This is a genomic window from Actinomadura sp. RB99 (assembly GCF_014706005.1).
Taxonomy (GTDB): domain Bacteria; phylum Actinomycetota; class Actinomycetes; order Streptosporangiales; family Streptosporangiaceae; genus Spirillospora.
Genome location: NZ_JABMCA010000081.1, coordinates 1 through 20,764, shown reverse-complemented (window position 1 = coordinate 20,764; position 20,764 = coordinate 1). Strand labels below are relative to the sequence as shown.

At 74.6% G+C, this 20,764-nt stretch carries 22 protein-coding genes; 12 read left to right on the top strand and 10 right to left on the bottom strand.

Annotation, left to right across the window (positions count from 1 at the left end):
- Positions 1 to 271: 271 nt before the first annotated feature.
- The 4 genes from amrb99_RS41935 to amrb99_RS41920 are packed head-to-tail and all read left to right on the top strand — an operon-like array spanning position 272 to position 3,179.
- Positions 272 to 904: a TetR family transcriptional regulator gene (locus tag amrb99_RS41935; RefSeq protein WP_190867134.1), complete on the top strand. Its 633-nt coding sequence runs from the start codon at positions 272 to 274 to the stop codon at positions 902 to 904.
- 50 nt (positions 905 to 954) lie between these two features.
- Entirely contained in the window at positions 955 to 1,386 is a 432-nt protein-coding gene (locus amrb99_RS41930; RefSeq protein ID WP_190867132.1) for a hypothetical protein, read from the top strand.
- 39 nt (positions 1,387 to 1,425) lie between these two features.
- Entirely contained in the window at positions 1,426 to 2,574 is a 1,149-nt protein-coding gene (locus amrb99_RS41925) for a sensor histidine kinase (RefSeq protein ID WP_190867130.1), read from the top strand.
- On the top strand, positions 2,571 to 3,179 hold the full coding sequence (locus amrb99_RS41920; RefSeq protein WP_190867128.1) for a response regulator transcription factor: 609 nt from the start codon (positions 2,571 to 2,573) through the stop codon (positions 3,177 to 3,179). The genes amrb99_RS41925 and amrb99_RS41920 overlap by 4 nt, the downstream gene beginning before the upstream one ends.
- 38 nt (positions 3,180 to 3,217) lie before the next feature.
- Here the strand turns inward: amrb99_RS41920 and amrb99_RS41915 are convergent, their stop codons facing one another.
- Entirely contained in the window at positions 3,218 to 4,081 is an 864-nt protein-coding gene (locus tag amrb99_RS41915; RefSeq protein ID WP_190867126.1) for an NAD(+)/NADH kinase, read from the bottom strand.
- A 29-nt stretch (positions 4,082 to 4,110) separates the two neighbouring features.
- Complete coding sequence (locus amrb99_RS41910; RefSeq protein WP_190867124.1) at positions 4,111 to 4,869, bottom strand: TetR/AcrR family transcriptional regulator; 759 nt, start codon at positions 4,867 to 4,869, stop codon at positions 4,111 to 4,113.
- Positions 4,870 to 5,039: 170 nt separating this feature from the next.
- Between amrb99_RS41910 and amrb99_RS41905 the strand changes: the two genes are divergently transcribed.
- Positions 5,040 to 6,308: a DUF6801 domain-containing protein gene (locus amrb99_RS41905; protein WP_190867122.1), complete on the top strand. Its 1,269-nt coding sequence runs from the start codon at positions 5,040 to 5,042 to the stop codon at positions 6,306 to 6,308.
- Positions 6,309 to 6,372: 64 nt separating this feature from the next.
- Here the strand turns inward: amrb99_RS41905 and amrb99_RS41900 are convergent, their stop codons facing one another.
- Positions 6,373 to 7,116: a DUF4261 domain-containing protein gene (locus amrb99_RS41900; RefSeq protein ID WP_190867120.1), complete on the bottom strand. Its 744-nt coding sequence runs from the start codon at positions 7,114 to 7,116 to the stop codon at positions 6,373 to 6,375.
- Positions 7,117 to 7,419: 303 nt separating this feature from the next.
- Here amrb99_RS41900 and amrb99_RS41895 point away from each other — a divergent pair, with 303 nt between their 5' ends.
- The 4 genes from amrb99_RS41895 to amrb99_RS41880 all read left to right on the top strand — a co-directional run bounded on the left by amrb99_RS41895 (position 7,420) and on the right by amrb99_RS41880 (position 12,524).
- Positions 7,420 to 8,058 (top strand): hemerythrin domain-containing protein, encoded by a 639-nt coding sequence (locus amrb99_RS41895; protein ID WP_190867118.1) that lies wholly within the window; start codon positions 7,420 to 7,422, stop codon positions 8,056 to 8,058.
- Positions 8,059 to 8,212: 154 nt separating this feature from the next.
- Entirely contained in the window at positions 8,213 to 9,889 is a 1,677-nt protein-coding gene (locus amrb99_RS41890; protein WP_241756448.1) for a ubiquinol-cytochrome c reductase cytochrome b subunit, read from the top strand.
- 78 nt (positions 9,890 to 9,967) lie between these two features.
- Positions 9,968 to 11,008: a sigma-70 family RNA polymerase sigma factor gene (locus amrb99_RS41885; protein ID WP_190867116.1), complete on the top strand. Its 1,041-nt coding sequence runs from the start codon at positions 9,968 to 9,970 to the stop codon at positions 11,006 to 11,008.
- A 37-nt stretch (positions 11,009 to 11,045) separates the two neighbouring features.
- Positions 11,046 to 12,524 carry an MFS transporter gene (locus amrb99_RS41880; RefSeq protein ID WP_190867114.1) on the top strand — a complete coding sequence of 493 codons (1,479 nt, stop codon included), beginning with the start codon at positions 11,046 to 11,048 and terminating at the stop codon, positions 12,522 to 12,524.
- On the opposite strand, the gene amrb99_RS41875 is transcribed toward amrb99_RS41880, so the two are convergent.
- Positions 12,521 to 13,099 carry a TetR/AcrR family transcriptional regulator gene (locus amrb99_RS41875; protein ID WP_190867112.1) on the bottom strand — a complete coding sequence of 193 codons (579 nt, stop codon included), beginning with the start codon at positions 13,097 to 13,099 and terminating at the stop codon, positions 12,521 to 12,523. The two genes, amrb99_RS41880 and amrb99_RS41875, sit on opposite strands and share 4 nt — an antisense overlap.
- Before the next feature lie 90 nt (positions 13,100 to 13,189).
- Here amrb99_RS41875 and amrb99_RS41870 point away from each other — a divergent pair, with 90 nt between their 5' ends.
- Complete coding sequence (locus tag amrb99_RS41870; RefSeq protein ID WP_190867110.1) at positions 13,190 to 13,606, top strand: DUF3291 domain-containing protein; 417 nt, start codon at positions 13,190 to 13,192, stop codon at positions 13,604 to 13,606.
- On the opposite strand, the gene amrb99_RS41865 is transcribed toward amrb99_RS41870, so the two are convergent.
- The 6 genes from amrb99_RS41865 to amrb99_RS41845 form a co-directional block, all read right to left on the bottom strand.
- Positions 13,603 to 14,328 (bottom strand): Crp/Fnr family transcriptional regulator, encoded by a 726-nt coding sequence (locus amrb99_RS41865; RefSeq protein ID WP_190867108.1) that lies wholly within the window; start codon positions 14,326 to 14,328, stop codon positions 13,603 to 13,605. The genes amrb99_RS41870 and amrb99_RS41865 overlap by 4 nt on opposite strands.
- 115 nt (positions 14,329 to 14,443) lie before the next feature.
- Positions 14,444 to 14,692, bottom strand: a complete 249-nt coding sequence (locus tag amrb99_RS50335) for a PfkB family carbohydrate kinase (protein WP_347257087.1) — start codon at positions 14,690 to 14,692, stop codon at positions 14,444 to 14,446.
- Positions 14,581 to 15,117, bottom strand: a complete 537-nt coding sequence (locus amrb99_RS51960) for a PfkB family carbohydrate kinase (protein ID WP_347257086.1) — start codon at positions 15,115 to 15,117, stop codon at positions 14,581 to 14,583. The genes amrb99_RS50335 and amrb99_RS51960 overlap by 112 nt, the downstream gene beginning before the upstream one ends.
- Entirely contained in the window at positions 15,114 to 15,899 is a 786-nt protein-coding gene (locus amrb99_RS41855) for a DUF427 domain-containing protein (protein WP_190867106.1), read from the bottom strand. Before amrb99_RS41855 ends, amrb99_RS51960 begins: the two co-directional genes overlap by 4 nt.
- 72 nt (positions 15,900 to 15,971) lie before the next feature.
- Positions 15,972 to 17,276: an erythromycin esterase family protein gene (locus amrb99_RS41850; RefSeq protein ID WP_190867104.1), complete on the bottom strand. Its 1,305-nt coding sequence runs from the start codon at positions 17,274 to 17,276 to the stop codon at positions 15,972 to 15,974.
- Positions 17,277 to 17,428: 152 nt separating this feature from the next.
- Positions 17,429 to 17,932, bottom strand: coding sequence for a helix-turn-helix domain-containing protein (locus tag amrb99_RS41845; RefSeq protein ID WP_190867102.1), 504 nt, complete (start codon positions 17,930 to 17,932; stop codon positions 17,429 to 17,431).
- Between the two features lie 307 nt (positions 17,933 to 18,239).
- On the opposite strand from amrb99_RS41845, the gene amrb99_RS41840 reads away from it, so the two are divergent.
- Together amrb99_RS41840 and amrb99_RS41835 are read left to right on the top strand one after the other, a co-directional pair.
- Complete coding sequence (locus amrb99_RS41840) at positions 18,240 to 19,340, top strand: DUF2637 domain-containing protein (RefSeq protein ID WP_190867100.1); 1,101 nt, start codon at positions 18,240 to 18,242, stop codon at positions 19,338 to 19,340.
- A gap of 190 nt (positions 19,341 to 19,530) precedes the next feature.
- On the top strand, positions 19,531 to 20,514 hold the full coding sequence (locus tag amrb99_RS41835; protein WP_190867098.1) for a hypothetical protein: 984 nt from the start codon (positions 19,531 to 19,533) through the stop codon (positions 20,512 to 20,514).
- Positions 20,515 to 20,764: the final 250 nt, after the last annotated feature.

The window sequence follows — 20,764 nt, the reverse complement described above, 5'->3', positions numbered from 1 at the left end:
CCGGTCCCTCTCGCCCGGGGACCCTCCGGCGGGACGGCGGATCCGCGCGATGATCTCTACCGGGACGCGAGTGTAGCGCCGGACCGGGTCCCGGACGCGGCGCCGGTGCCCGCGAGTCCGCGCAGGTGAGCGAGGTGGACCGTGCCACGCGGCCACCTCAGCGTGGCCTTCGTGGAGGCGGACGGGCGGCCGGGCGGCGGGTTAGGCTGGAGGCTCCCGGAGCCCGGTGGGGCGTCCGGGACGTCCGGACGATGGCGTGCGGGGAGGGGCCGTGACGGCACCGGCAGAGGCCGCCGAGAGGGTCCGCATCATCGATGCCGCGTACCGCTGCCTGCTGGCGGCGAACGGCGTGCCGGTGACCGTCGGCGACGTGATCGCGGAGGCGGGGCTGCCGGGCGAGGCGTTCGCCCGGCACTTCGCGTCCAAGGACGCGCTGCTGCTGGCGATGTTCCGGCGCGACGGCGCGCTGATGACGGCGGAGATGCGCTCGTGGGCGGCGTCCGCCGCGGGTCCGCCCGAGGCGCTGCGCGCGGTGGTCGACGGCATGCTCCGGATCACCGCCGACGACCGGCGCCGCCGCCGCGCGCTGGCGCTCGCCTCGGGCGAGGCCGTGCGGGCCCGCGGCTGCACCGAGGAGCGCGCCCGCGCGGTGGCCGAGCAGGAGGCGCTGATCGCCGAGATCCTCGCGGCGGGCCTGGCGGACGGGTCGCTGCCGTGGGCCGACCCCGAGCCGGACGCGCGGTCGATCCGGGCCGCGCTCGGCCGGGCGTTCGAGCACCAGCTCACCGGGACGGCGCGGGAGAGCGCGTCCGCGGCCGCCGCCCAGCTCACCGCGTTCCTGTTCCGGGCGCTCGGCGTCCGCAGCGCGAACGGCCGTCCCATGACGAATGTCATGGGCGGGTGATGCGCCGTCTCACTGCCGGTGACCGGGCCCCCGCGCGGACCATTTCCGGTATGAACGAGAACGAGAACGGCACCGCCCAGGACCTCCGCCACCCGCAGAACCTGCGGGCCTTCCGCGACCTGAAGCTGCTCACCGGCGGCTACCTCGCGCTCAGCTGGCTCACGATGGGAGCCGTCTTCCTCCTCCGCGACCACCGCTCGATGGTGAACGACAACGTCTGGGTGCGGGGCGGCATCGTCGCCCTCGCCTCCGTGCTGTCGTTCGCGCTCGCCCACCGCGCCGCCCGCGGCTCCCGGGGCGCGTTCCGGCGGCTGCGGATCCTGTCGGCGGTGATGACCGCCGCCATCGTCGTGATCGTCTCGCTGCCCGGCTTCCTCCCCCCGTGGATGCGGATCGAGCAGGCCGTCTGCGGAGTGCTGCTGCTGGGCGTCGTCCTCATCACCGCCCGCGGCCGCATGCGGGCACTGTTCGCCGCCGAGTGAACGCGGACGAGGCGACGGGAGGCCGGTAACGTGCCGGGCATGCAGGACGCCGTGGAGCGGCCGCCGGACGGCGGCCCGCCCCCGAAGCAGCACGGCGCCGACCCGCACCGGTGGGCGCGCGGCTGGCGCCGGACGGCGCTGGCGACGGGAATGCTGGTGTACCCGTCGGTGACGGCGCTCGGGGTGGCGCAGTACTCCTCGGGGGCCGCCGCCGCGGCCGGGTTCGCGATCGCCGGGGCGTTCGCGGTCGCCTACGTCCTCGCGGGCGGGGCGGTCGTGCGCCGGGACCGCGGGCGGCTCTGGCTCTTCCACGGCGTCATGGTCGTGCTGTTCCTCGCGGAGCTGCCGTTCGCCCGGAACCTGGCCTTCTACCTGTGGGCGGTCATCACCGCCTTCACCGCCCTGATGCTGCGCCGGCGCATCGCGCTGATCGTGCTGGCCGGGGCGCTGCCCCCGCTGATCGTCCCGTGGGCGGTGCGGCCGTGGCACACCGGTCCCGACCTGCTCACCGCGCTGATGGTCGTGTTCACCACCATGACCGTCTACGCGTACGCCGAGATGGCCGGCGCCAACGCGGAACTGCTGGAGGCGCGCGCCGAGGTGGCCCGGCTGGCGTCGGAGGCCGAGCGCGCCCGGATCGCCCGCGACCTGCACGACCTGCTCGGCCACTCGCTGACCGTCATCACGGTCAAGAGCGGGCTCGCCCGGCGGCTCGCCGAGAGCGGCTCCGCCCGCTCGGTGGAGGAGATCACCGCGGTGGAGGAGCTGGCGCGGCAGGCGCTGACGGACGTGCGCGCCGCGGTGTCGGGGTACCGGCAGGTGTCCCTCGCGGGCGAGCTGGCGCGGGGCCGGGAGGTGCTGCGCGCCGCGGGCGTCGCCGCCGACCTGCCGGCGGCGACGGAGATGGTCGACCCCGCCCACCAGGAGCTGTTCGGCTGGGTGGTGCGCGAGGGCCTGACGAACGTGGTCCGGCACGCGCGCGCGACCCGCTGCACGGTGACGCTGTCGCCCGCGGGCGTGGAGATAGTGGACGACGGGGTGGGCGCCGCCGCGTCCTGCGGGAACGGGCTCGCCGGGCTGCGGGAGCGGGTCGAGGCGGCCGGCGGCGGCGTGGAGGCCGGCCCGGTCCGGCCACGCGGCTGGCGGCTGAAGGTGACGGTCGGGACCGCGGAGGGTGCGCGCACATGACGATCCGGCTGCTGCTCGCCGACGACCAGGAGCTCATCCGCACGGCGCTGGCGACGCTGCTCGACCTGGAGGACGACTTCGAGGTCGTCGCCGCCGTCGGCCGCGGCGACGAGGTGGTCGGCGCGGTCCTGCAGCACCGGCCGGACGTGGCGCTGCTCGACATCGAGATGCCCGGCGTGGACGGGCTGGCCGCGGCGGCGGTGCTCGCCGAGAAGGCGCCGGACTGCCGGGTCGTGATCCTGACGACGTTCGGCCGCGCCGGCTACCTGCGCCGGGCGATGGGCGCGGGCGCCGTCGGGTTCGTGGTCAAGGACGCGCGGGCCGAGGCGCTCGCGGACGCGGTCCGCCGGGTGATGGCCGGCGAGCGGGTCGTCGACCCGGCGCTGGCGGCGGCGACGCTGGCGGCCGGGGACTCGCCGCTGACCCCCCGCGAGGTCGACGTGCTCAACGCGGCGCGCTCGGGCGCGACCGTCGCGGCGATCGCCGGGAACCTGTACCTGTCGGAGGGGACCGTCCGCAACTACCTGTCCGCGGCGATCGCCAAGACCGGGACCCACAACCGGATGGAGGCGCTGCGCGTCGCCGACGAGCGCGGCTGGCTCTGACCGTCCCGGCCCGGCGCCCGCCCTCCTCCGGCCCGCCTCTAGTCCGCCTCGGCGCTGCCGCTGACGCGCAGCTTGCGGCGGGCGCGCTCGTAGAAGGTCGTCCCGCCCAGCCGGACGACGCGGGCGGCGCCGCGGGCGGCGGTGACCCGCAGCCGGTCCCCCGCCTCGAGCTGCGCGGCGATCCCGCCGTCCACCTCCACCGCCAGCGTCCCCGACGTCGGCAGCAGCGTCAGCTCGACGTCCTCGTCCGCCGACAGCATGACGGCGCGGTTGAACGTCGAGTGCGCCGCCGCCGGCACCACCAGGAAGCCCTCGACGGCGGGCGAGACGATCGGCCCGCCGGCGGAGTAGCTGTAGGCGGTCGAGCCGGTCGAGGTCGCCACGATCACCGCGTCGCCCGCGTACCGGACGAACGGGTGGCCCTGCACCGACACCTCCACCGCGGCGAGGCCGTCGCCCGGCATCCGCACCAGCGCGATGTCGTTGAACGCGGACACGACCTCCCCATCGGGCAGCCGCATGCACACCGCCATCCGCGGCTCAACCTCGTACCGGTGCGCGTCGATGCTGGTCAGCGCGTCCGCCAGCCCGTCCACGTCGATCTCGGCGAGGAACCCGAGGCGCCCGAGGTTGACGCCGAGGACCGGCGTCGCCGCGCCCGCCGCCAGCCGCATGCTGCGCAGCATCGTCCCGTCGCCGCCGAGGCTGACGAGCAGGTCCGCGCGCTCGGCGAGCGCGGCGGCCTCCACCGCCACGGCGCTGCAGTCGATCCGGCCGATCTCGTCGGGCAGCCCCAGCACCGCGCCGCCGCGCCGGCCCGCCCATCCGACGATCGTGTCGACGGCCGCCTTCGAGTCGCGTTCGGGATGCAGGACGAGCCCCACCGTGTGCACCATGCCCATGACAGAACCGTACGGCCCCGAGGGGCGGTTCAGCGGTCGTCCGGGAGCGGCGCGGCGAGGATCCGCAGCAGGATCTCGGTGAGCGGGCCGTGCAACGCGGGCAGGCCCGCCGCGTCCCCGGCGCAGACGTGCTCGGTGATCAGCTCGGCGATGGCGCCGACCGCGGCGCGGTAGGCGGGCTCTTCGACGGGCGGCCATTCGGGGTGGCGTTTCGCGGCGTGCTCGCGCCAGAGCCGCAGCACGTCGGCGACCGCCCCGTACGCCTTGTTGCGGCCCTTGAGCGCGCGCGGGCCGACGGCGGGCAGCTCGATCAGGATGCAGCGCGCGTACTCCGGCTCGCGCGCACACAGGGTCAGGTACGAGCGCAGGCCCGCCTGGAGGACGGCCCGCGGAGACGGCTTCGCGCCGAGGCTCTTCGGCGCGTTCATCAGCTCCCGCAGGATCACCTTCTGGGCGTCGGCGAGCGCGGTGAGGAAGCAGTCCTCCAGGCCGGTGAAGTGGTCGTAGAACGCCTTGCGGGACACGCGGGCGCGGGCGACGACCATCGCGACGGTGGTGCGGGGGTAGCCGTGCTCGGCGACGGCGGAGATCACCGCGGCGAGCAGCCGCTTCCGCTGCGCCTTGCGGACGACCGGCGCGGGCAGGCTGCTGCGCCCGCGGGGCAGGCCGGGACGCGCCGGGTCGTAGACCTCGGCCAGCCGGGGGCCGCCGGGTCGCCGATCGCCGGACCGCGGGCCGCCGGGGGAGGCGCCGTCGTCGGGGGGCCGCTGTCGTTCGATGCAGCGCATTGTAGTGGGCGGACGCCCGGCGGCCGTGCCGCCGTGGGCGGCCTTTCTATGGGCGGTTGCTAACCGCTCCGCGGCGTTTCCGCATCACCGTCCGTATCCCGCCCCATCGGCCGGGGTCCACCATGTCCGGGACCCACAGGTACGCATGCGTACTTCTGAGAGGAGTCCCCATGAGAGTCGGACAGGCGGGCGCCGCGACGGCCGGGCGCGGCCCGCTGCGGCGCTCCCTCGCCGCCCGCGCGGGCGCCGCCCTCGCGCTGCTCGCGCTCGCGGTGCTCGCGTTCGTGCAGGCGCCGCCCGCGCACGCGCTCCCGCCCCAGGACGTGCCCGCCGTCGGGGTCGACACCGGCCGGTTCAAGCTGCCGATCGGCTGCACGATCAGCCTCGGCGGGCTGCCGGTGTTCTACCTGCCGACCGACGTGGACGTGCAGGGCGTCGCACCCGTCCAGCTCGGGCCGGGCCAGCGGTTCTACCTGTCGCAGGGATCGGGCAGCATCACGTTCCCGTCCTGGCTGACCTCGCTGGCGCCGATCCTCGGCATCGACAGGGCGGACGCGAAGATCACCGATCTGAGCATCGGGGCGAGCGGCTCCACGCCGTCCAGCATCAACATCGCGGCGGGCGGCCCGTTCGAGATCGACGACATCGCGATCAATGCCGGGCGGCCGCTCAAGGTGGGGCTGCCGCTGACCGGGACGTTCGACGTCGGCCCGTACACCGCGCCGAACGGCGGCAAGGTCACGCTCGCGTTCGAGCACGCGCTCGCCGAGGTGGACCTGAAGTCGTCGGCCGGGTTCAGCCTGCCGATCACCGCGGACTGCAAGCCGTCGGCGGGCAACGCGCTGCTGACGATCGCCGTCGGCGGCGCGGCGGGCCGGCCGCCGGCGAAGATCACCGGCGCGCCGCTGAACTTCCCCGAGCCCGCGTCGAACGAGCTGGTCGGCATCATCAACGCGCCCTACACGTGCAAGGTCGGTGCCGACGCCCTGGACGTCGGGATCGCGGTCGGCGCGCACATCCCGCTCGTGGCCAAGCGCGGGAGCTCGTTCTCCTTCACCCAGGCCAGCGGCGCGCTGGTGATCCCGGCGGGCACCGTGAACAAGCTGATCGACAAGGGCTACACCTCGGCGTCCGGCAAGGTCACGGCGCTCAACCTGGCGGTCGAGGGCGGCACGCCCGCGACGCAGAACGTCATCCCGTCCGGCGGCATCGCGATCCCGAACACGCCGCTGACGCGCGACGAGCAGATCACGGTGCCGCTGCCGGGCGACGGCACGCTGACCGCGGGACCGTTCACGCCGTCGTCGTCGGCGACGAGCACGTCCGTCGCGCTCGGGTCGGCCGCCGCCGACCTGTCGTTCAACGGCGGGTCCACGGCCTCGGCGACGTGCGGCGCCCCCTCCCCCACCGTCTACCTGGTCGACAACCCGGTGACCTGACCGCGCCGGCCCGCCGCGTCCCGGCACGGGACGCGGCGGGACGCGGCGGGATCCGCCGGGTCGCTCAAGCGGGGGTGAGCCGCCAGTAGCCGTGCGGGTTGTGGAAGAAGTCGTCCTCCGCGAACCGCTCGCACGGGCCGTGCCGCAGCACCCACTGGTCGGCGCCGTCCTCCAGGGCGAACGTCTCGCCGTCGTGCAGCTCCCGCGTCCGCTGCTCCATCAGCAGGTAGAGCGCCAGCCCGTCGATCAGGTCGAGGACGTCCTCGGGGTGCGGGGCGCCCGGATGGTCCAGCTCGACGTCCGGGGCGCCGAGCAGGTGCATGCCGCAGCTGAAGTACAGCGCGCCGGTCGTGATCGGCCGCTTGACGCACGCCTGGTACAGCGGGACGGCCGCCTCCTGGCCCGCGTACGCCTTGTAGGCGAGGTCGAGCCACCGGTCGCGGCCGTGCGCGAGGCCGTTGCTCTCGTTCTTCACCGCGGTCGCGCCGGAGCGCAGCAGCCGGGCGGTCAGCGCGAGGGTGCGGCGCGCGACGGTGAACGCGACGCCGGGGCGGGCGGCCGGCGACAGCAGGTAGGCGACGGTGTCGTGGCCGCGCACCGCCTCCCAGTCCAGAGCGGTGAACGAGGCGGCGGCGCCGCACGCCTCGAACGCGGCCGGCATCCGCGGGTCCGGCGCGTGCCCGGAGTACTCCCAGTCGAGCTCGAAGCCCTCCGGCTCGGCGATCGCCTCGACCTCGGCGAGGTCGAGCCCGGCGCCGAGGACGCACAGGACATGCCGGGAACCCACCGACGTGTGCTCATCAATCATCAGGCGGCAGGCTACGCGAAGATCGTGGTCATGGCAGAGGTTCGCCGTGATCAGCGGGCCGCCGCCGCGGGGGCCGCCGCGGGACCCGCGGTGCGGCCCGTGCCGGCGGGCGGGAAGCACCTCCGGGAGACGGGGCCGCATCAGCGGGACGCGGCGGGGAAGGGTGATTGCATGGACTTATGACGCCGTCCGGACGAGCGCGATGTGGGGCAGGTCACAGCCGGACCGGGCCCGATCGCGTCACGTTCGGCGGCACTGATCCATCTTCTCTGTGACGGGTCGCACGGAGGGTTTGGAGGGGGCATGGGCGCCATACCGGAGAGCAGCACGCCACGGCGGTTCAACCTGACCATGCTGAACGCCGCCTATGACGCGTTCCGACGGGACATGGCCCGGATGTCGGCCGCCGCGGACGCGGACGCCGCGCCGGACCCCGGGCGGGTCGCCCGGGGATGGGCGATGTTCCGCCGGCACTGGCTGGCCCAGCAAGCCGCCGAGCAGCGCGCGTTGTGGGCGGTGATGCGCGGCCGGGAGCATCCCGCCGTGTTCGACGCGCTGGAGACGCGCGCGTTCCGGGTCGTCCCGCTGCTGGACGGGGTCGACGCGGCGCTGGAGCACGGCGACCGGCGCGCCCTGCGCCAGTACGCGCGGGCGCTGCCGGCGGCGGTGAACGACCTCCTGGACTACAAGGAGGCGGAGATGCTGCCGCTCATCCACCGCGCGCTGACCCCGTTCGAGTGGGGCACCTTCGACGTCGAGATGCGCCGCGAGCTGGGCATGCGGGGGCTGGGATCGTTCGTGCCGTGGCTGCTGGACGGGGCGCCCGACGCCACGTCCCGGGCGGTGCTGCGGCTGCTGCCGCCGCCGTTCCGGATGCTGTACCGGGCGCGCTGGCTGCCGCGCTACCGGCGCCGGGAGAGGTGGGCGGCGCCCGCCGTCTGAGCGCCGCCATGGTCTGAGCGCCGCCCTGTTGCGAGCGCCGCCCTGGTGTGAGCACCGCCATGTGACGGGCGTTACATCGCCTTGTGTCACGTTTCGTCGGTCTGGATCGGTCTTATGCGCAGAACCGGTCCAGACCGACGAAAGGACGGCGTCGATGGCGGACACGATGCCGAGCACGGGGACGGGTGCGGCGCGGGGCGTCGACGCCGCGGCGCACGCCCTCGACGAGCGGCTCGGCACCACCGGCTTCGCGCGCAAGGCGCTGCGCAAGGCCTTCCCGGACCACTGGAGCTTCCTGGTCGGGGAGATCGCGATGTACTCGTTCGTGGTCATCCTGCTCACCGGGGTGTACCTCACCCTGTTCTTCAAGCCGAGCATGAACGAGGTCACCTACCACGGCTCGTACACGCAGTTGCAGGGCGTGCGGATGAGCGAGGCGTACGCCTCCGCACTGAAGATCAGCTTCGACGTGCGGGGCGGGCTGCTCGTCCGGCAGCTCCACCACTGGGCCACGCTGATCTTCCTGGCCTCGATCCTGGTGCACACGCTGCGGCACTTCTTCACCGGCTCGTTCCGCAAGCCGCGCGAGCTGAACTGGATCATCGGCGTCGTCATGCTCATCCTGGCGATGCTCAACGGGCTGTTCGGCTACTCGCTGCCGGACGATCTGCTGTCGGGCACCGGCATCCGGATCCTCGAGGGCGTCACCGCGGCCATCCCCGTGGTGGGGACGTACCTGGTGATGTTCCTGTTCGGCGGGGAGTTCCCCGGCAACGACATCATCCCGCGGCTGTACGTCATCCACGTGCTGCTGATCCCCGGGCTCCTGGCGGCGCTCGTCCCGCTGCACGCGATCGTGCTGACCTGGCGGCAGACCCACACCCAGTTCCCCGGCAAGGGCAGCAGCAACACCACCGTGCGCGGCTACCCGTTCTTCCCGGTGTTCATCGGCAAGACCACGTCGCTGTTCCTGTGGGTGCTGGGCGTCACCACGCTGATGGCCGCGTTCATCCAGATCAACCCGATCTGGCTGTTCGGCCCGTACGACCCGGGCGCGATCAGCTCCGGCTCCCAGCCGGACTGGTACATGGGCTGGCTGGAGGGCGCGCTGCGGATCATGCCGGCCTGGGAGGTCACCGCGTGGGGGCACACGGTCACGCTGAGCGTGGTCGTCCCGGCGCTGGTGGTGCCCGGGGTGCTGTTCACCGGACTCGCCCTCTACCCGTTCCTGGAACGCTGGGTCACCGGCGACCGCCAGATCCACCACCTGCTCGACCGGCCCCGCGACGTCCCGGCGCGGACCGGGATCGGCATGGCCGGCGTGGTGTTCTTCGGCGGCCTGTGGGCGGCGGGCGGCAACGACGTCATCGCCGACCGGTTCGACGTCCCGCTGTTCTGGACGACCTGGTTCTTCCGGGGCCTGGTGATCCTCGGGCCCGTGCTGGCCTACGCCGTCACCTACCGGATCTGCGTCGGCCTGCAGCACCGCGACCTCGCGCTCGTCGAGCACGGCCTGGAGACCGGCGTCATCCGGCGGTCGCCGGAGGGCCGGTACAGCGAGGTCGAGCGGCGCCTTCCGGCGGAGCGGACGGCCGCGATCACCGATCCGCGCCCTGCGCCGGCGGTGCCGCTGGACCTCCCGCCCGAGACCGGCGGGGTCGAGAGCCCGCGGGCCCGGAGCCGGACGGCGCGGATGCGCGCGGCCCTCAACCGCCGGTTCCGCGCGGACCTGGCCGTCGTCCCGGACACCGCGCCGGACGCCCCCGCGATCGAGGACGGCGGCGCGCACGGGGAGGGCGCCGGCTCGGCGGCCGCGCGGGCGTCCCGCTGAATCCGCGGGCCGGAACCCGGTCCCTTTTCCGCTCCGCACGGGTCCGTACAGGTGTGAGAGCGGTGGAGGGAAGTGCCGATGGCCGATGACGGGGAGTTCGCGCGGCTGACCGATCCGTACCGGTCCGAGCTGCTGGTGCACTGCTACCGGATGCTCGGGTCCCTGGACGAGGCGGAGGACCTCGTCCAGGAGGTGTACCTGCGGGCGTGGCGGTCGTTCGACCGGTTCGAGGGGCGCGCGTCGCTGCGCACCTGGCTGCACCGGATCGCGACGAACGTGTGCCTGACCGGGCTCGGCGCCCGGCGCCGGCGGCCGCTGCCGTCGGGGCTCGGCGCCCCGGGCTCCGATCCGGAGGGCCCGGTCGGGCCGGCCCGGACGGAGGTCGAGTGGCTGCAGCCGCTTCCGGGCCGGTGGGCGGACGCGGCGGACGGCGGCGACCCGGCGGCGGTCGTCGCGTCTCGCGCGGGGGTCCGGCTGGCGCTGATCGCGGCGCTGCAGCACCTGCCCGCGCGGCAGCGGGCGGTGCTGATCCTGCGGGACGTGCTGGGCTGGCGGGCGGCCGAGGTCGCCGAGACGCTCGGCACGTCCACGATCGCGGTGAAGAGCATGCTGCAGCGGGCGCGCGAGCAGATCGAGCGGCTCGCCCCGGAGGAGGACGGCGTCGCCGAGCCGGACGACCCGGGCGTCCGCGCGCTGCTGGACCGGTACGCGGCGGCCTTCGAGAACGCCGACGCGGCGGCGCTCGCGGACCTGCTGACGCGGGACGCGACGCTGGAGATGCCGCCGTTCGCGGCGTGGTTCGCCGGCCGCGACCACGTGGCGCGGTTCGCCGCCGCGCACATCCTCGGCGCGCCCGGCGACCTGCGGCTGTTCCCCGTCTCGGCGAACGGCCGGCCCGCCGCCGCGTCGTACATGCGCTCTCCGGACGGCGTGCACCGCGCGCACTGCGTCCAGGTGCTGACGGTCGCGGACGGCCGCGTCGCGGGGATCGTGGCGTTCCTCGATCCGGGCCTGTTCCCCCGGTTCGGGCTTCCCGCCGAGCTGCCGTACGAGCCGCCGTCCGCGGCGGTGCCCGGCGGACCGGTTCCTTCCGGATCGGCGGCGGTCTGTACCCGGTGAGCGATCCGCTCCAAGGGAAGGGACCGGGATGCCGGAGATGACGAGCAAGACCGCGACCGGCCGGGAGGCGTCCGAGGCGGACGCCGTCCCGGCGGCGCGGCGGGTCTGGACGCTGGTGCTGGCGGGGCTGGGGGCGTTCCTGTGCTCCCTGGACGTGGTGGTGGTGGCGACCGCGCTGCCGGTGCTGCGCACCCACCTGGGCGCGAGCCTGTCCGACCTCGAATGGACGATCAACGCCTACAACCTCGCCTTCGCCTGCCTGATGCTGACGGGGTCGGCGCTCGGCGACCGGTTCGGCCGGCGCCGGATCTACGTGACGGGCCTGGCGGTGTTCACCGCGGCGTCCGCCGCGTGCGCGCTCGCGGGCGGCGCGGGCGCGCTCGTCGCGGCCCGGGTGGTCGAGGGCGCCGGCGCGGCGCTGCTGCTGCCGCTGACGCTCACGCTGATCAGCGACGTGTTCCCGGTGGAGAAGCGCGGCGGCGCCATCGGGCTGTGGGGCGGGATCACCGGCCTCGGGGTGGCCGGCGGGCCGGTGCTGGGCGGCGCGATCACCGACGGCCTGGCGTGGCAGTGGATCTTCTGGATCAACGTGCCGGTCGGGCTCGTGATGATCCCGCTGTCGGCGACGCTGCTGCGGGAGAGCCGCGGACCGCGCCCGCACCTGGACGTGCCGGGCCAGCTCCTCGCGGGGCTCGGGATGTTCGCGCTGACGTGGGCGCCGGTGCGGGCGCCGTCGGCGGGCTGGGACTCGCCCGAGGTGGCGGGGTCGCTGGCGGCCGGTGCCGTGCTCGTGGCGGCGTTCCTGTTGTGGGAGCGCCGGGCCGCGCATCCGATGCTGCCGCTGGCGTACTTCCGGCTGCGCGGCTTCGCGTCCGCGAACGCGGTGATCTTCCTGCTGGCGGTGTCGCTGCTCGGCGCGCTGTTCATGATGACCCAGCTGTTCCAGGTCGGGCTGGGCGACTCCCCGCTGCAGACGGGGCTGCGGCTGCTGGTCTGGACGGGCATGCCGATGGTCGCCGCGCCGCTCGCGGGCGCGCTCGCCGACCGGATCGGGCCGCGGCCGCTGATGGCGGGCGGGATGGTGCTGCAGGCGGCCGGGCTCGGCTGGCTGGCGGCCGTGACGGCGCCGGACGTGTCGTACGGGACGCTCGTCGCGCCGCTGGTGGTCGCGGGCGCCGGCACCGGCATGGTCTTCGCGACGACGGCCGGGGCGGCGACCGCCGCGGTGCCCGCGGGCGACGCGGGCGTGGCGGCCGGCACCAACACGGCGTTGCGCGAGCTCGGCGCCGTCTTCGGCATCGCGATCCTCGCCGCGGTGTTCGCGCACAGCGGCGGCTACGAGACGCCCGCCTCGTTCATCGACGGGTTCAAGCCCGCCTTGTGGGTCGCGTCGGCGGTGGCCGCCGCAGGAGTGGTCGCGGCGCTGTGCGTCCCGGCGAAGGCCCGCGCCGTCCCGGCGGACCCGGCGGATCCGGCGGCCTCGGCGGGGCCGCGTTCCGCCGCGTCCCGGTCCTAGGACCCGGCGGTCCGGGCGGGCTTCTCGAACAGCAGGCGGATGACGGGTTCGGCGGCGGCCTCGGGGTCGTCGCCGAGCTCCGCGGGCAGGGCGCCGCGGAGCCACAGCTCGGCGAAGCCGTGCACGATCGACCAGGCGGCGATCGGGGCGGTCAGGTCGCCGCGGGGACGGCCCGGGGCGACGCTCCGGGCGCCGCGCACGAGCACGCCGTCGGCGCGCGCGCGTGCGGCGACGACCTCGGGATCGTCGGCACGGTACAGCTCGGGCCGGAACATGACCTCGAAGTGCGCGCGGTGGTCGATGGCGAAGCGGATGTAGGCGAGCCCGACGTCGTGGAAGTCGTCGCCCGCGCCCTCGAGCGCGTCGGCGAACAGCCCATAGCCCTCGGCGGCGACGGCGGTGAGCAGCCCGGCCTTGTCGCCGAAGTGGTGGGCGGGGGCGGCGTGCGAGACGCCCGCGCGGCGGGCCAGCTCGCGCAGGCTCCAGGTGGCCGGTCCCGACTCGGCGATCGCGCCCACGGCCGCCGCCATGATGGCGCGCCGCAGATCACCGTGGTGGTAGGCGTCGTCACTCATGCCGCCGATCCTATCTTGTCATTGACAAGTTCGCGGCCGCGGAGGCAATCTGGCCATTGACAAGATTGCATCCGAGCGAAGGACCGTCCCATGCCGACCCTGCCCTGGACCCCCGTCCACGCCCCCGGCCCCGGCGCCGAGGTCACCGTCATGGCGTCCCGGCTCGAGGTGCGCTCGCTGCGCCACGTGCCGGGGTTCCTCCTCGCGTCGCTGTCCCTGCGGCGCCAGGCCCGCCGGTCCGACGGCGCGCACGGCGTCGCCCTGAAGGCCCAGCTGCTCGAACGGACGTTCTGGACGCTGTCCGCCTGGCGCGACGAGAAGGCGATCCGGGCCTACGCCGCGGCGGAGCCGCACCGGTCGACGATGCGGGCCAAGCGCGCGGTGATGCGCGACTCCACGTTCGTCTTCTGGCAGGCGAAGGCCGCCGACCTGCCCGTCACCTGGGAGGAGGCGCGGCGGCGCATCGCGGAGAGCCGAAGCCCCGGCGAGCGGCCGGGCCGCGGCTAGCCGGGCGGCTCGGCGTCCTCGGCGAACGCGCGCAGGCCGGGCAGGTCGATGACGGTGATCCTGCGCCAGCCGGTGCGGATCAGGCCCGCCGCGCGCAGCCCCGTCATGGCCCGCGCGACCGTCTCACGCGAGGCGTCCATCCAGCTGCCGAGCTCCTCCTGCGACAGCGGCGGCCCGATCACGATCGACCCGTCCGGCGCGGGCGGGACGTGCTGCGCCGAGCGCTCGGCGAGGTCGGCCAGCAGCCGCGCGAGCCGCTGCGTGCCGCGGCTGGTCACGTGCGCGCGCAGCCGCCGGTCGGAGTCGTCGATGCGCTGCACGAACGTGCCGGTGACGAGCATCCACACGTCCGGGTGCTCGTCCAGGAACCCGGTGAACCGGCCGGCCGGGACCACCAGCGCCCGCACCGGGGACAGCGCCGTCACCGTCGCCGAGCGGGTGCGGCCGCCGAGCACCGCGCTCTCGGCGAGCAGGTCGCCCGGCCCGCGCACGGCCAGCACCACGTCGTGGCCGTCCTCGGTGGAGGAGGTCACCTTGGCCCAGCCCCGCTCGATGATGATCACGTGGTCGGACTCGTCGCCCTGGTAGACCAGCGGCGCCTTGACCGCGAACTGGCGGGGCCGCGCGGCGGCGCGCAGCGCGGTCCGCTGCGCGGTGTCGAGCGCGGCCCAGAAGCCGGGGCGGGGGACGGACGGGGAGGGCGGTGAGGAGGGGGTCGCCAAAAGTCGTCCTCCTTACCGGTCGCCGGGTACCTTGACATGCCCGCTGTCACCTGTTCGGTAAACCGCCCTGGCACGAGTTCGTCGGAGAGCCGCGCCCGTCATGGACGCGAGTGCGTCAGAGACCGGCGCGCGCCCCCACGCCCTCGAAGCTCAGGGCGGGACGCCCTCCGGGATGGCCGACGGTGGCGCCGGCCGCCGCGACCGAGAACCGGGCGGCGCGCTCCGGCGGCTCCCCGCGCGCGAGCGCGGCGATCAGCGCGGCGGTGAGCGCGTCACCGGCACCGGTGGTGTCGGCGACGGGCGTCTCGTCCAGCGGCACGACGGCGCGGCCGCCCTCCCAGACGAAGACGTTCGCGTCCTCCACGGCCAGCGCGACCAGCGCCGGGCCGCGCCGGACGAGGTCGGCGCCGAGCCGCACCGCCTCGTCCGCCGGACGGGCGGCGGGAGGTCCTCCAGGTAGCGCCAGCGGCCGTCGCCGTCCACGACGTCCACGATCAGGCCGGTCCGCGCGCCCTCGCGGCGCACCACCGCGGACACGTCGATGCCGTCGCGGACCGCCTGGCCGAGCGTGTCGCGGCCGGCGTCGTCGTCGCCGACGACGCCGGCCAGCGCGGGCCGCATGCCGAGCTGCGCCAGCCCGACCGCCTGGTTGGCGCCCTTCCCGCCGAGCATCTCCCGGCGGCGCCGCACCCGCGCCGAGCCGCCCGGCCCCGGCACCTCGCCGACGACGAGCACCAGGTCGCGGGCGATCTGCCCCACGACGCAGACGTCCGGCCCGCCGCCGCTCACGCGCGCCGCGGCGGCTCGGCCTCGACGGTCAGCGCCCGGTGGTCGAAGCTGAAGTGCCCGGCGACCTTGAGCGCGTTCTCCAGCGGGTCCTCATAGGACCACGCCGCATCCTCCGCGCCGTCCAGCGACCAGTACGTCGCCTCGCCCTTGTAGGGGCACACGGTCCGCTTCTCGCTGCGGGTCAGCAACTCGCGGCGCACGTCGACGGCCGGAATGTAGATCCGGTTGGGCAGCCCCGTCTCCGACAGCACCTTCGGGTGCTCGGTCTCGGCGATGAGCTCCCCGTCCAGCAGCACCCGGACGTGCCGCGACGAGGCGCGGGCGTCCACCCGGTGGAACGGGTCCCGCAGGTGGCCGTGGACCCGCTCGTCCTCGTCGTACCAGGCGTCCATCGGGGCCCAGTAGAAGGCCATGTAGCCGCGCAGCCAGGACGACTCCGGCAGCGGCTCCGGGTACCCCCACACCGCGTTCTCCGCGACCCGGTCGCCGACGCGGATCGTCCAGTACGCGGCGTCGCCCTTGAACGGGCAGTGCGTGCTGTGGTCGGTCCGCTCCAGCAGATCGGTCCGCACGTCGTCCTCCGGGACGTACAGGGCGGGCAGCAGCCCCGTCTCGTGCAGCAGCCTGCCGCGTTCGGTGTCGAGCACGACCTCACCGCCGAAGCGGGCGTGCACCCGGCGCGGGAACTCGTGCATCAGCAGCCGGTGCTTCGGCCCGTCGATGCCGTAGTTGACGTCGCCGGGCGATCCGGCGAGGGGTCCTGGGGCGAAGGTCAGCGACATGCTCATCTCCCTGCGGGCCGGCTCGCGCGGCCGGCCCGTCCACGGAGTCGGCGTGCCCAACCGGGACCGCGCTCACACGCCCGACGGCATGGTCTCCAGCTCGCCGCGGCGCGCCGCCTCCAGGTGCAGCGGAGCGAGCGCGGAGGTGATCCGGAACCAGCACAGCGCGTCGTACCGCTCGGCGAGCCGCGTCGGCACGTACTGGCGCGGATCGCGGTCGGGGTCGTAGACGACGCCGATCGCCCGCTGCCCGAGCGTCCCGGTGAGGAACCCGGGCATGTCCCGTTCGGGCGGCACCACGAACATGCCGCGGTGCAGCTCCGACCGCGCGAGCACCTCCTCCAGCGACCCGTGCGCCGGCGGCGGGACGGTCATGACCTCCATCGGGTCGCCCCAGCTCGGCGCGGCGACCACCTCGCCGGGACCGCCCGCGAACCCCACGATGACGACCCGGTCGCGGCCGCGCCGCTCGCGGGCCAGCTGCCCGAGGTTCACCATGCCCGCGTCCGCCATGTCGGTGGCGCGCGCGTCGCCGACGTGGGTGTTGTGCGCCCACACGACCCCCTTGCCGGTCTGGCCGCCGTGGGTGTGGAAGTCCGTCAGCCGGTCGAGCGTGTCGGCCATGTGCACGTCGCGGACGTTCCACGACTCCGGCCCGCCGGCGATCATGGTGCGGTAGTACCGCTCGGCGCCCGCCGCGATCTCGGCGTTCTGCCGGACGTCCAGCTCCTCGTCGGGGTCCCGGGAGTCGCCGTGCGAGACCGGGCGGCGCAGCCGCGTCAGCAGCGCCATGACCTCCTCGGCGCACCCGTCCGGGACCAGCGAGGTGTTCCAGCCGTAGGACCGCGGGTCCTCGCCGTGCGGCTCGAAGCAGCGGTAGGCCTCCAGCGCCGTCGCCAGGTACTCGGGGCGGTGCTCGGCCAGGTGGTCGACGACGGCCCGCAGCGACTCCCACAGGCTGTAGACGTCGAGGCCGTAGAAGCCGGCCCTCTCGTCGGGCGGCAGGCCGGCGTTGTGCTCGCGCAGCCACCGGCAGAACCGGACGGTCTCCTCGTTGGCCCACATCCAGGTGGGCCAGCGCCCGAAGCCGTCCAGGGCGGTGCGCGGGTCCTCCGCGCCGCCGGGCGCCAGCGTGACCGACCGCCCGACCTCGCGGCAGTCCGGCCAGTCGCCCTCGACGGCCACGAAGGAGAAGCCGCGTTCGGCGATCAGCCGGCGGGTGATCGCGGCCCGCCACGCGTAGTACTCGTGGGTGCCGTGGCTGGCCTCGCCGATCAGGACGCACGAGGCGTCCCCGATGCGGTCGAGCAGCGGGTCCAGGTCCTCGGCGTACTCCAGCGGCAGCGCGGCCCCCAGCACGTCGTCCACGTCGCTCATCGTGTCCCCCTCCCCCAGGGTTCTCCCGCGACGGATTTCGACATTCCACTCAAATCGCTCGTTGCTGTCGCCGTTCCCCGGATCCCCGGATCGATGCACGCCGCCGGACCGATTCGGGCCCCTGCCCCCGGGTCCGGGGCTCGCGACCCCGCTCAGCCGCGCCGATGGGGACCGGCCGCACGCTCACGGTATGCGGAGGGCGACAGTCCGTAGGCGGCCCGGAACGCCCGGCTGAACCCCGCCGCGTCCGGCAGCCCCCAGCGGCTCGCGATCGCGCCGATCCGCAGGCCCGCCAGCGACGGGTCGGACAGCTCCCGGCGGCACCGCTCCAGCCGGAGGTCCCGCACGTACCGGGCCACCGTCGTGCCGGACGACTCGAACACCCGGTACAGCTGCCGGACGGAGATGTGGTGCGCGGCCGCGATCGCTGCCGGGGTCAGATCCGGGTCCCGCAGGTGCGCCTCGATCCACTCCTTGATCGCCCGGACCTCCGCGGCCTCCTCCGGGCCGGGACCGCGGCCCTGAGACCGGGCGGCGAGCCCGTCCGAGCGAGCGGGCCGGACGCGGAACGGGCCGGGGGCCTCGCGGATCGCGTGCCGCCCGAGGCCGGCACGGTCGCGTACAGGGTGGTCCGAGGTGCTGACGAGCGCGGACATGACGCTCCTTCTCGCTGGGTGCGGGACCCCGGACGCACTCGCAAGGCTTCTACGGTCGGTCAGGAAGGTCAATGAGCGAGTCAGCACGACATCGGCGCCGTTCTTTGGGCAGTCGGCGCCAACGGCGGCGCCGTCCGGCGGGACGGTCACGGGCGGGCGAAGGGCGCGGTCCGGATCCGTCCCGCGGGTCCGGCGGGGACCGACCGGTACACAGACGTAACTGGAATCCCCCACGAAACGCGCAGGGAATGGATAGTCTCCCACCGATCACATTTGGTTAAGTAAGACAATCTGGAGCACCTGCCGCATGAGCGCTGCCAACCGGGTACAGGTCATCACACGGTGGGGGGCCATCGCCTTCATGGCGATCGCGGTCATGACCGCGACCGCGGGAGGCTTCGCCCAGTCCTACGCCGGTCTCTACCACTGGGCACTGGAACACGGCCTGCGCGGATGGAAGGCCGACTCGTTCCCGCTGCTGGTCGACCTCTTCATCATCGTGGGCGAACTCGGCCTCTTCCTGCTCGCCGTCGACGCCTTCGTGCTGCGCCGCCGCGACATGATGAGCTGGCTGGACTTCTTCCTGCCGCTCGCCATCGCCCTCGCGGGCTGGACGGCCAGCCTCATCTTCAACGTCGGGCACGTCGGGCACCGGTCGTTCTCCTACCAGGCGACCGCCGCGGTCCCGCCGATCGTGTCGATGCTCGGCCTGTTCGTCCTGCTGCGAACACTCCACCGGTACGTCTCGCGCCAATCCGACGAGGAGGAGGAGCCGAAGGCCGCCGAGCCCGCGCCGCGCGCCATCGCCGGCCCGGTCACGCTGCAGCAGATCACGCTGATGCCGCTGCGCAACACCGGGCCGTTCCCGCAGATCCAGGTGCCCGGACACTCCGGCAAGGCGATCGAGTCGGGCACGGCGAACGGCTCGGCGAACGGCTCCGCCGCCGCGACCCGCGAGGCCGAGCCCGCGGCCGCCCCGGCGCCGTCCCCCGCCGCGGCCTCCCCGGCCGCGCCGCGCGAGCCCGAGCCCGCGCCCGACCCGGAGATGGCCGTGGTCAGCGCCGCCGCGCGCGGGAGCCTCAACGGCCGCAGCGCGGTCGGCGTCCCGCACGAGGAGACCGGCCCCGCCCCCGACCCGGAGAACCTGCGCACGATCGTCATCGACGTCCTCGAACGCCGGCACGGCGACATCGCCGCGACGCTGGCCGAGGTGCGCGCCGAGGGCTACAGCTGCGACGAGGCCGAGATCCGGCGGATCAGCGACAACCACTGGTTCCCCTACGCGGTGTACCGGCTGCTGGCCAAGCACCACGGCGACGGCGAGCTGGTCGCCAAGGAGCTGGGCGACCAGGGCATCGTCTACGACCAGGCGGCGCTGGACGAGCTCGTCCGCTCCTGGCGCGTCTGACCCTCCCGCACCACCGGCACCGCGAGCGCACCGCTCGTCCAGGGACCGGCCGTCCGTAAAGGCGGCCGGTCCCGTCCGTTTCCGGGGTCATCGCGGCCCGCGGACGGTTTCCCGGTGATCTGCGCCGTTCCCGTGCGACGCTGGACGCGCATCTCATGCCCATGCCGCATCAGCGATGCCGGGAGACCTCATGAAGACGCGACTCCTCGCGGTGGCCGCCGCGGCCGCCCTCGGCGGCGCCGCCACCGGATACCTCCTCGCCCCGTCGGCCGGCGACGCCGCCGCCCGCCCGGCCGCCGCGTCCCGGGCCGCCGGAGCCCTGGCCACCGGGACCCTGCACGCCGCGCTGAACATGCCGGCGGGCGACCGCGCGAAGGCCGCGGCGCTCGGCTACGACCTGTTCGACGTGGACCCCGACGCCGGAGAGATCGCCTCGCTGCCGAAGGGCGGCCGGGCGCTGCTGTGGGTCGGCAACACCACCTGCGGCGACTTCCAGCAGAACAGCACGTCGGCGTTCGCCGACACGGTGAAGCGGTTCGCCGGGAACGACCGCGTGTACGGCTGGTACCTGTCGGACGAGCCGAACCCCGACCAGTGCCCCGGCATCGCCGGCGAGCTGCGGCGGCGCGCCGACATCGTGCACCGGTACGCGCCCGGCCAGAAGGCGTTCGCGTCGCTGACGGACTGGCCGATGGCCCCGCTGAAGCCGTCGGAGACCCACCTCGACCTGATCGGCCTCGACCCCTACCCGTGCCGCTCCGGGCACGACGGGTGCGACCTGAAGGCGATCGACACGATGGTGGGCCAGGCGACCCGGGCCGGGTTCACCCGGAAGATGATCGTGCCGGTGTTCCAGACGTTCGGGCAGTCCTGCAGCGACGGGGAGAAGAACTGGCGGCTGCCGGCCGCGGGCGAGATGAAGGCGATCCTCACCCGGTGGGACCGGCTCATCCCGAGGCCCGCGTTCGACATCAGCTACTCGTGGGGCCGCCAGGACGCCTGGGCGTGCCCCGCGCTCGCCGACGCCGACGGCCGCGACGGCAACCCCGACCTGCAGTCGGTGATGAGGACGCACAACCTGCGCCGCACGGGTCCGGGCCTCCCCGAGCGGGACCCGGCGCCCGCACCGAGCCCCACCGCCACCGGCTCCTGCACCGACCCCGCGAAGGGGTAACTAGGCCGCACGGCGGAACCCCCGGCCGCGGGAGGCGGCCGGGGGTTCCGGGGCGGGGCTGTGCGGGGCGGCCGTGTCAGCGGCCGCCGGGCGGAGGACGGTCCTCTCCGCGGACTCCGCGGCTCACGAGGCCCTACCTTCTTGATCGGGTTGAGCGAGCCGTTCGTAGGGTTGGCTGGCCCAGGGGTGCCGGGTGTGGCTTTCATGCGGCTGCCGAAGGTGTGGTTCAGGACGCTTCGCCGCCCGGCAC

What these genes read in the sequence shown, in the direction of transcription:
- amrb99_RS41930 (WP_190867132.1), top strand. Translation starts at nt 955, where the DNA reads ATGAACGAGAACGAGAACGGCACCGCCCAGGACCTCCGCCACCCGCAG.
- amrb99_RS41925 (WP_190867130.1), top strand. Translation starts at nt 1,426, where the DNA reads ATGCAGGACGCCGTGGAGCGGCCGCCGGACGGCGGCCCGCCCCCGAAG.
- amrb99_RS41920 (WP_190867128.1), top strand. Translation starts at nt 2,571, where the DNA reads ATGACGATCCGGCTGCTGCTCGCCGACGACCAGGAGCTCATCCGCACG.
- amrb99_RS41915 (WP_190867126.1), bottom strand. Translation starts at nt 4,081, where the DNA reads ATGGGCATGGTGCACACGGTGGGGCTCGTCCTGCATCCCGAACGCGAC.
- amrb99_RS41910 (WP_190867124.1), bottom strand. Translation starts at nt 4,869, where the DNA reads ATGCGCTGCATCGAACGACAGCGGCCCCCCGACGACGGCGCCTCCCCC.
- amrb99_RS41905 (WP_190867122.1), top strand. Translation starts at nt 5,040, where the DNA reads ATGAGAGTCGGACAGGCGGGCGCCGCGACGGCCGGGCGCGGCCCGCTG.
- amrb99_RS41900 (WP_190867120.1), bottom strand. Translation starts at nt 7,116, where the DNA reads ATGATTGATGAGCACACGTCGGTGGGTTCCCGGCATGTCCTGTGCGTC.
- amrb99_RS41895 (WP_190867118.1), top strand. Translation starts at nt 7,420, where the DNA reads ATGGGCGCCATACCGGAGAGCAGCACGCCACGGCGGTTCAACCTGACC.
- amrb99_RS41890 (WP_241756448.1), top strand. Translation starts at nt 8,213, where the DNA reads ATGGCGGACACGATGCCGAGCACGGGGACGGGTGCGGCGCGGGGCGTC.
- amrb99_RS41885 (WP_190867116.1), top strand. Translation starts at nt 9,968, where the DNA reads ATGGCCGATGACGGGGAGTTCGCGCGGCTGACCGATCCGTACCGGTCC.
- amrb99_RS41880 (WP_190867114.1), top strand. Translation starts at nt 11,046, where the DNA reads ATGACGAGCAAGACCGCGACCGGCCGGGAGGCGTCCGAGGCGGACGCC.
- amrb99_RS41875 (WP_190867112.1), bottom strand. Translation starts at nt 13,099, where the DNA reads ATGAGTGACGACGCCTACCACCACGGTGATCTGCGGCGCGCCATCATG.
- amrb99_RS41870 (WP_190867110.1), top strand. Translation starts at nt 13,190, where the DNA reads ATGCCGACCCTGCCCTGGACCCCCGTCCACGCCCCCGGCCCCGGCGCC.
- amrb99_RS41855 (WP_190867106.1), bottom strand. Translation starts at nt 15,899, where the DNA reads ATGTCGCTGACCTTCGCCCCAGGACCCCTCGCCGGATCGCCCGGCGAC.
- amrb99_RS41850 (WP_190867104.1), bottom strand. Translation starts at nt 17,276, where the DNA reads ATGAGCGACGTGGACGACGTGCTGGGGGCCGCGCTGCCGCTGGAGTAC.
- amrb99_RS41845 (WP_190867102.1), bottom strand. Translation starts at nt 17,932, where the DNA reads ATGTCCGCGCTCGTCAGCACCTCGGACCACCCTGTACGCGACCGTGCC.
- amrb99_RS41840 (WP_190867100.1), top strand. Translation starts at nt 18,240, where the DNA reads ATGAGCGCTGCCAACCGGGTACAGGTCATCACACGGTGGGGGGCCATC.
- amrb99_RS41835 (WP_190867098.1), top strand. Translation starts at nt 19,531, where the DNA reads ATGAAGACGCGACTCCTCGCGGTGGCCGCCGCGGCCGCCCTCGGCGGC.